Genomic DNA, 9,431 nt, shown 5'->3' with positions numbered 1-9,431 from the left:
ATTAATCAGGAGGATCAGGCATGAGTGAGAATAATGCTGAATGGCTATCGCATTTATCATCAGAAGTTATTTCTGATGTACACGGAAGTTTATTAGACGCATACGTAATTGCGCTGGAAGGCTGGCGGAGAGGTCTGAAATTAAGGTGGCATGTTGAAGATTCAGAGAAATTCAGTGAAATGGTTACATGGTTCACCGAGAGACCTGGACAATTATTTTCATTAAGTTCAGATAGCAGGACACATTATTTCTTCCGTTCCAGAGGAGATAAAGTAACCAATGAAGCTGTATCTATTGGAAAAGACAAAGGAAGCTCCAAACAGCACTTAAGCGAGCACGGCGTTCCAGTGCCGCAGGGAGGGATATTCACCAGCGAGCACACGAAAGAAGAAGTTCTGGAATGCGGCAGCAAAATCGGATTTCCCGTTGTGCTGAAACCAAAGGACGGAAGCTTTGGCCGCGGCGTCTTTGTCAACATTACCAGCACAGAAGAATTAGAAGCATGCTATGACTACACCAAAGAGCTGGGAACGACGGACGACATCATTATCGAGCAATATATCGCCGGAAAAGATTACCGCCTATATGTTGTCGGAGATGAAGTTGTCGGAGCAATGCACCGCCAGCCGCCGAACGTTATCGGAGATGGTGCACATACGATAGAACAGTTGATTCAATTAAAAAATGCAGAGCGAGAAAAAAATCCGCGTTTAGTAAGCTGTCCAATTATCGTAAATGATGAATTAACAGATTTTATCGCGAGAAAGGGTCATACGCTTTCTTCCATTCCTGAAAAAGATGATTTGATCTATTTAAACTTTAAAGGAAATATCTCACTTGGCGGCGATCCAATTGATGTATTAGACAGGCTGTCCCAGGAAGTAAAGGACACAGCAGTAAAAGCGCTGCGGTCCGTTGCAGGATTGACACATGGAGCCGTCGATATCATTATCAATGAGAAAGATGACAAAGCCTATGTATTAGAATTAAACCCTACCGCACAGCTGGGCGGGCTATTATATCCAATCGAGGGCAAGTCAAGAGATATTCCCAAAGCAATCATGGACTTTTATTTTCCAGAAACAAAGGACAAGAATGTTGCACAAATCAATACATTCTTTGATTTCCATGATGTACTGGACCCGCTCCAAAATCGGGACGCAACCGTGACCACTGTCACCCCATGTCCGCAGCAAAAGGTCTATATGAAGAAATATATCGTGGTCGGCGATGTCTTAGATATCGGTTACCACCGCGGCCTTCGCAAGCAGGCATTTGAACGGGAATTGCATGGGTATATCATGACGAAGGAAATCGGCGATATCGAAATCGTTGTAGCCGGCACAGATCCGGAAATGGTAGAAGACTTTAAACACGGTATCTGGGAAGATGAAGAAAGAGCAACCGTGATGGAAGTACTAGAAGAAGATGTTGACGAAGCAGTGAAAGTCGGCTTTGAGATAAAAACAGATTTAAAAACACAAGTAGAAGAATTAAAATGGTACAAGCGTGAACTGGAAGAAACCGAGCTGGCCTTGAAAAAAGCTGAGCTGAAACGGAGAAAGTACTACGAAAGCGTCTCTTGGAAGGCAACCTCGCCAATCCGGGCGGTTGGGTCGATCTTTAAGAAGTTTAAGGGATAATGATGAGTTGAAAGAAGCTACAGGAGGATATGAATATGAAAGACAATCAGTTAGGGATAAGTCTTCCACATCTGAATAATGACATTGTACGAAATGCGCGAAAAACACGTCTGGACGCATTTTCTGTTGCATTAGAAGGATGGAGAAGAGGTCTGAAGCTAAAATGGTACACGAAGGATTCCGAGCACTTTGAGAATATGGTTATTTTTGGAGTGAACCCGCCCGGACGTTTATTTTCATTAACCTCAGAGAAGCAGACACATTACTTCTTTAGAACAAGAGGAGATCTGGTTTCCAGTGAAGCAGTAGAAATTGGATCAGAGAAGGATGATACCAAAATCTATCTCGGCAATGCAGGCGTGCCTGTACCAAAGGGAAAAGGCTTTGAAGCAGAGGCAACCAATGAAGAGATTATCGAATTTGCGGATACAGTCGGCTTTCCATTAGTTCTCAAACCAACCAATGCGAGCCTTGGAAATGGCGTTGTAACCAATATTAAAAATAGAGAACAATTAATCAAGGCGATTCATTATGTCCGCCGGGAATTAGAATATGAAGAAGTCGTGCTGGAGCAATATGTCAGCGGGAAAGAATACCGTGTTTATGTGGTAGGGGATGAAGTTGTTGCAGCATATAACCGTGTACCTGCGAACATCGTTGGTGACGGCGAACATACCATTGAACAGCTCATCGACATCAAGAATGCCGTGCGAAGAAAAAATGCCCGCTTAAACAGTTGTCTGATTCATATGGATGTTGAAATTCTGGAGTTTATTCAGGAAGCCGGCTACACATTGGAAAGTGTTCCAGAGAAGGACAAAGTAATTTACTTGCGGGAAAAAACGAATGTATCCTCCGGCGGTGACCCTGTTGATGTAACAGACAGCCTGCCTCAGGAATATAAGGAAATTGCCATCAATGCATTAAAAGCAATTGATGATTTTCCGCAAGGCGGCGTAGATATTATCGTCAATGACCGGGAAGACCTGAAAGGGGAAGCAGTTGTTATTGAATTAAATCCGACCGCACAAATTGGCGGCGCACTTTTCCCGATTGAAGGAAAAGCAAGAGATATTCCGAAAGCGATTATAGACTATTACTTCCCGGAAACCAAAGGGAAGGTAGACACCACAAAATCAAGAGTCTCTTTTAACTTAATCAATGTGTTGGAGCCGCTTGAAAATAGAGCAGCACTGGAAGTAGAAGTTGCTCCTGCGCCACTCGGAGAGCTTTATATCCGGAAATATATCGTGAACGGAAATGTACAGCGATATAATTACCATAAATGGCTGAAGAGACAAGCACTAGATCAAAACCTGCATGGCTATGTGAAAAGCATGGTATTTGATGAAATTGAAGTCGTTGTAGCTGGAACGGACGAGAAGGCAGTAGAAGCTTTTAAAGAAGTCATCAAAGGCTATCCGCAGGGATCGGAAGTAACCCGTATCAAAGAAGAGGACTATGACAGCTTTATTACGGTAGGCTTTGAAATTTCTGAGCAGTATAATACCAATAATATAAAATCCGTGCAGCATGCTTTAAGAAGCATGGATAAAGACTTGCAGGAATTTAGAAAGAAAAAAGACAGAGCGGATAAGGACGTCAAACATATTTTGAACAGTACTTCTTGGAAGGTCACAGAGTCTATACGTAAGGTCGGCTCGAAGGTGAAGAATAAAAAATAATTATTTATCTTGTTTCGTATCGGTAAAATAAGATGATAAATAATTGTGGAGGAATGTTTATGTCACAAATTAAATTAACAGCTACTGGTGATGTGCTGCTACACTCTAGAGTGTACGATATCAGCAAAAAAGATGGGAAATATGATTTTAAGGATAAAATGGCTCCTGCGAAAAAACTGCTGCAAGATGGAGATATCTCTGTTGTTAACTTAGAATCGATTGTAGCCGGAGAAGAATTAGGCCTTATCTCTTTCCCAGAATTTAATAACCCGGTAGAATTAGCGGAAAACTTAAAAGAATTCGGCACAGACATTGTCACAAATGCGAATAACCACAGTCTTGATTTAGGCGAGGAGGGCGTGCTTAAATCAATTGAAAATCTTGAAAAAATAGGGCTTCCTTACGTTGGTTCACATAAGTCAAAAGAAGACCAACAAAAATTCCGTATTATTGAGAAGGAAGGAATTAAGGTAGCGATTCTATCTTATACGGCTGTCACGTTAGGCAAGAATCCGCCTAAAAATAAACCGTATCTTCTAAATCGTATTGTGGCCGGCTCTACGAAGGAAGTAAGACGGGATATTGAGCGCTTGAAAAAAGAAGAAAGCCCGGACGTAGTCGTTGTTGCAGCGCACTTTGGAAGAGAATATGCGCTTAATCCGCCAGCTTCTCAGGTAGATATCGCTACTTCTTTATCAGATGCTGGTGCAGATATTGTTCTGGGACATCATCCGCACGTACTGCAGCCTGCACAATGGATATTGAATTCAAGAGGGAAAAAGACCTTTGTCATCTATTCTTTAGGAAACTTTTACAGCGGTCAAAAAGGATTGTATAGACAAATAGGAGGCGTATTGTCTCTGAATATCAGCAAAGATGAAAATGGTAAAGTGACAATTAACCAGCCGGAAATGGATCTGACCTTTGTGGATGCTAATCGCAAAAACAATTATCAAATGCACTTATTAAGTGATTATATAGCAAAAAATCCATACATTGAGACGGAGCATGACAAATTCGACAGTCTGGAAGTATACAGTGAATTAACAGAGCGGTTAACGCAGTGGATGCCGGAGTTTAAATTAAAATAGTAGATTAATAAAGCCATAAGCAGTCAGAAATACTAATTCCGATTGCTTATGGCTTTATTTTGTTATTTTTTCAGTTTTTCGGTAAACGCCCGGATAGGCTTCGTCATTTTCCAAGAGTTACTTTCTTCCATTTGCTGCAGGCGTTTCTTTAATTGTTTGTTTTGACGCTGAGTCAGATCCAGCGTCCGCTCATCTCTCTCATATTTTGCTAAGCGGTTCACGGCATGTTGATAGTCTGATTTTAATTTAGCATAGTCTTTGATATATTTATCCAAAGCAGCCTTTTCTTCCGAATTACTGATTTCACTGCTGTCAGTTTTTTCATTCGGAGATTCAATATGAAACCCGTGCATAATAGGACTTGAACGTTTCTTTTCAGTAATTGCTGCCGACTTGCTGAGGCGATTAGTATATCTCTCAAGTCGCTTTAGGAAATCACTGATTCTTTTTTGACTTGAACCAACAATAATAGAGATATCTCCATTGTTTAAAGGTTTTATATAGCCATGGACTTTAGCATGATATGCCAAACGGCGCACACGTCCGGAAAAAGCTTTTGTATATTCACAGCCGCTGACTACATAACGAGTAAGCTTCAATGCTCTTGTAGGTAATACAGGGATACCAACTTCTGTTGCGTTTCCATTCATGCAAGCATCGAAAATAAAATCAAAATCGAGAAAGAATTTTAGAGCATTATTTCGGTCATAATCAACCGTTTCAGGAAAATAAAAATCGATTAATTTCGATGGGACATCCTGTGCTTTCCCTTTCATTGGAAACAGATGCTGGGTAATATGTGCCCGTGTATTCAACTCAATAATCGCTGCTGTATCATTTTCTTCATCCACCATCATATCTACCCCGCATTGAGGTAAATCGTCAAAAGCATTTACCGCGTCAACGGCAATTTGCTTGATATTATCAGATAGCTCGTCTGTAACCTCGATGGAATCCCCGCCGGCTGATACATTATTTTTTGATTTAATATAGACTAATTCCCCATCTGGGATAACAGAGTTTAAATCATAACCTTCCCGGCGCAGCATGTTTCTCAGCTCATCATCGATTTTTATTTTACGATTTGTCAGCGATGGAAGCTTAGCACGCTCTTCATTCTTTTGATCGATTAATTGTTTGACTGTACTTTTGCCGTCGCCAATAACGTTTGCCTTTATTCGTTTTAAAGCTCCGATGACTTTACCGTCTAGCACATAAACACGATAATCTTCTCCAGCAAAATACTTTTCCAAAATAACATGAGGAGATTTTAATTTCACTCGAACATAATGTAATGCTTCAATCAATTCTTCCTCATTTTGAATACCAGCGATGACACCCGTTCCTCCAGTTCCTGCTAAAGGCTTTACCACAACAGGATATTGAATCTCTGCGGCATATTTTATAATTTCAGAATCACTGGTATCAGCATTAAAGTCTTTTCCACCAGGCGTGGATACATTGTTTTTCTCTAGTATTTCTTTAGTTGTCACTTTGTTTTTTGTTAATTCTTTCGTACGTTTAGAAACTAAATCGCCGCGAGTGGCACTAAAATGATGGCTTCTATTACCGTCCGTAATAATATAAGAAGGTTCAAATTTACCAGTACCTTCTTTTACGATACTAAAAGAAATGGTTAATCCTCTTCGCCAGGCTTCTAATATAATACTATAGGTACTCAGCATATAATTATTTGCTTTTTCCGGTATAGGGTGGTCTAAACTTTTTAGAAATCGATTTTCTGCCATAATCAATTCTCCTAACATAATTTCGCTTAAATAGTTATTTATCATTATAACATATTTCTTTCCCTGTCCTCTCAATAAACACCTATCAAATTCACTTATAAACAATGGAATTATTCCAAAAATAACATTTTCCTTATTTCTTGAAACGGAAGCATCCAGCCAGTACCCCTGCGACAAAATTTTTAACAATATAACTATCTATTTTCGGGATTAATTTATATAATATTAATAATCTGAATTACAATGGTTATAAAAAGAGTTCAAGCTTCGAACTTCTTAGAATAAGCTAAGTTGTTTTAGATTCGCATGCGAAAAATAATTTTCAGGGTATTTCTCATGCTGCTGAATGGTTAAAAGTTAAAAATCGGGTAAATTAAGTAAAAAGATTGAAATGATGTTCAAAGGATATATATTGTTGGGAGTTAGATAATCACTAGAAATAACAACAACAGGAAACGAGCTGATTTGGAAATGAAAGACGTGTTCTATTCCAATCAGTCATTAGACAAAAAAGAGGAGAATGGTTATGAAATCTCAAGAAGCAGAACTTTTACCTGCACTGAGCAAAAAAGTAGTGGAAGGGATAACGGGCTTCCAATTATGTTCATATTTAGTCGCATTAGAAGGCTGGAGAAGAGGACTGGAATTAAAATGGTATAGAGATGAAACAAGCCTTTGTAAATTGGATAGAATGAACAGCAGTACACATGGAAAGTTTTTTTCTTTAAGCAATGGAGATAACCTGCATTATTTCTTTCGCTCAAGAGGAGATAAAGTAGCAAATAAGGCAGTAAGGATTTGTCAGAATAAAGAAGAAACAAAAGCTTTTCTTGAACAGAGCAATGTGCCTATCCCTGTAGGAAAGACACTGGAAACAGATGAAGACATGATTGCTTATGCAAATGAGATTGGCTATCCTGTTATTATCAAGCCTCTAAATGGAAGCATGGGGAAAGGCGTCTATACGAATATATCCAATGAAAATGAGCTGGCTGGAATCATTAAAGAATTAAGGTCAAAATATGCTTATCGCCAGTATATTGTGGAGAAGCATTATGATGGCAATGAATATCGAATTTATGTGGTTGGCGATAAAGTTATTGGTGCAACGAACCGGATTCCTGCCAATGTGGTTGGAGATGGAATAAACACGATAGAAAAATTGATTGAAATAAAGAACGAGGAAAGAAAACAGAATCCATATTTAGCACCGAAACCGATAAAATTTGATTATGAAGTGGCCTACATGCTGGAAAGAGCCGGATACACGCTGGATGATATTCCCGGAAAAGGGGAGCAGGTTTTCCTGAGAGAAAAAAGTAATCTATCCTCTGGCGGGGATCCAATCGAAGCGACGGATGAACTTTCAGACGAAGTGAAGCAGATTGCTGTAAATGGGGTAAAGGCACTCCCTTCCATCCCTCATGCCGGAATAGATATTATTGTAGACCCCCGGGATAATCGAAAGGGCGTTGTCTTAGAAATAAACGGGACGGCGGAAATCGGTTTTCATTTATTCCCTTTAGAAGGAAAAGCAAGGGATGTTCCTGGTGCAATCATCGATTATTATTTCCCGGAAACAGCAGGGAAAAATAAAACGCATTTTTACTTTGATTATCTCAGCTTATTAGAACCTTTAAAGCAATGCGCTGCAGATGAAATAAAAGTTATCAAAACACCAATGCAGGAAATGTCTGCGAAAAAATATACCGTCAGCGGGAAAGTGAACCGGGTAGGGTATATGAATTATATCAAAAGGCAAGCGCTGAGAAATAATCTTTTTGGCTATGCGAAGAAAATAGATAACAATACGATTGAAGTCTATCTTATCAGTGAGAAAAAAGATGTGATGGATACATTCAAAAAATTTGTCAGCAAGGGTTCCAAAAAATCCATTGTGGAACAGATAGACGAACAGGATCTGACGTATGCAAACAAACCCAGAAAAACAGGTTTTCGAATAATAACTTAGTGAGAGAGAAGGATTTGCCATGCATGAAATCGGAATGATGACAAATTTTAATAAGCCGACCGAATTAGCGAAAATGACTGCTCTCATATCAAGAGCATATGGCATGGAGCTAATCTATATGCGGCCGAAGGATATAAATATAGAAGAGAAAAAGGTATATGGAAAAGTACTGGTAAATAACGAATGGGTGGATAAAAAAACAGATATTCCTCCATTCATTGATGCCGCTCCATATTGTTTTATGAGAAAAAATAAAGAGAAAATGGATTTGTTAAGAAAGACGACCTTTTTATCAGATAATCGCAGGAATGTTGTAACGAAGGAAATGCTGCAAAATACCTTGAGCAAGGATGAGCAATTTTCTCATTTAATGATTCCAACCCATAAAATCAAGACTTTCCAGGATATGAATAGCTACCTGCAGGATTATCAGAAGATTGTACTGAAGCCGGGGAAAGGACTGCGGGGCAAAGGCATCTATATTATTGAAAAGAAGGATAACGATTTATTTACAATCGGTTTTAATAAAGAAAAATGGGATGCTGATTTAAATGCTCTGAAGGAATTTTTTGAAAACACGGTAAGTGGAAAGAATTATATCCTCCAGAAGTACGTTACCTCCAGAACCCCGCAAGGAGATCCGTTTGACTGCCGGATCCATGTAGAAAAAGACGGGACAGGCAAGTGGGCTGTCGCCAAAATGTATGTGCGGATTGGTATTGGGCAGTCTGTCATATCCAATGTGAATCAGGGCGGAGGAATTAGCGATCCGAAAGAATTTCTCAAGGCAAACTTTAGTGAACAGCAGGAGGAAATCTATCAAGATTTATTACAGCTTGGAACACAAATTCCTGAGAAAATGGAGCAGCTGAGAGGCACACATATTATGTCCCTGGGTCTGGACATTGGAATAGATACGAACGGCAAATTATATTTATTTGAGGTAAATGACGGACCAAGTACCAAAGCAGTGATATCGGAAGTGGCCTTCTTAAGAAGTAATTACTATTTATATGTCTTAGAGAAACGATTAAATAGAAAAATAAAGGATTCCACGGATGAATTGGAAAATAACCAGCAGGAAATCCGTGAATTAAAAGAAATGCTTGCAGAAAAAGAGAAACAACTAAACAGCATATTAAATAGTAACTCGTGGAAGGTCACTGGCCTTATGAGAAAAGCAAGAAGAAAGATAACTAAGAAAAAGTAGCAGCGAATCGTTGATGGTTTCCCATCTCTTGTCATAAAGAGATGGGGAGATCCGTATTAGCTGATAAATCCAAATGAAATGG

Annotated in this window: 6 protein-coding genes; 5 read left to right on the top strand and 1 reads right to left on the bottom strand. The window is 39.3% G+C overall.

Features of this window, described 5'->3' with window-relative positions; translation table 11 throughout:
* The first annotated feature begins 20 nt into the window (after positions 1 to 20).
* From MKX55_RS20475 to MKX55_RS20465, 3 genes are read left to right on the top strand one after another with little or no spacing between them, the layout of a single operon-like run.
* Complete coding sequence (locus MKX55_RS20475; protein ID WP_339234609.1) at positions 21 to 1,643, top strand: acylphosphatase; 1,623 nt, start codon at positions 21 to 23, stop codon at positions 1,641 to 1,643.
* 35 nt (positions 1,644 to 1,678) lie between these two features.
* Complete coding sequence (locus MKX55_RS20470) at positions 1,679 to 3,328, top strand: acylphosphatase (RefSeq protein ID WP_339234607.1); 1,650 nt, start codon at positions 1,679 to 1,681, stop codon at positions 3,326 to 3,328.
* Between the two features lie 59 nt (positions 3,329 to 3,387).
* Positions 3,388 to 4,419, top strand: a complete 1,032-nt coding sequence (locus tag MKX55_RS20465; protein WP_339234605.1) for a CapA family protein — start codon at positions 3,388 to 3,390, stop codon at positions 4,417 to 4,419.
* Positions 4,420 to 4,481: 62 nt separating this feature from the next.
* Here the strand turns inward: MKX55_RS20465 and MKX55_RS20460 are convergent, their stop codons facing one another.
* Positions 4,482 to 6,167, bottom strand: a complete 1,686-nt coding sequence (locus MKX55_RS20460; RefSeq protein WP_339234602.1) for a hypothetical protein — start codon at positions 6,165 to 6,167, stop codon at positions 4,482 to 4,484.
* Positions 6,168 to 6,693: 526 nt separating this feature from the next.
* Here MKX55_RS20460 and MKX55_RS20455 point away from each other — a divergent pair.
* Together MKX55_RS20455 and MKX55_RS20450 are read left to right on the top strand one after the other, a co-directional pair.
* A complete protein-coding gene (locus MKX55_RS20455) occupies positions 6,694 to 8,139 on the top strand; it encodes an acylphosphatase (protein ID WP_339234601.1) in 1,446 nt (481 codons plus the stop codon).
* 19 nt (positions 8,140 to 8,158) lie between these two features.
* The gene (locus MKX55_RS20450; protein ID WP_339234599.1) at positions 8,159 to 9,349 is read left to right on the top strand and encodes a YheC/YheD family protein; all 1,191 of its coding nucleotides are present in this window, start codon (positions 8,159 to 8,161) and stop codon (positions 9,347 to 9,349) included.
* Positions 9,350 to 9,431: the final 82 nt, after the last annotated feature.

Origin of the sequence: Oceanobacillus sp. FSL W7-1281 (assembly GCF_037969835.1) — a bacterium.
GTDB classification, from domain to species: Bacteria; Bacillota; Bacilli; order Bacillales; family Amphibacillaceae; genus Oceanobacillus; species Oceanobacillus oncorhynchi.
The sequence above is the reverse complement of the archived record's forward strand: the minus strand, read 5'-3'. Positions and strand labels throughout refer to the sequence as shown.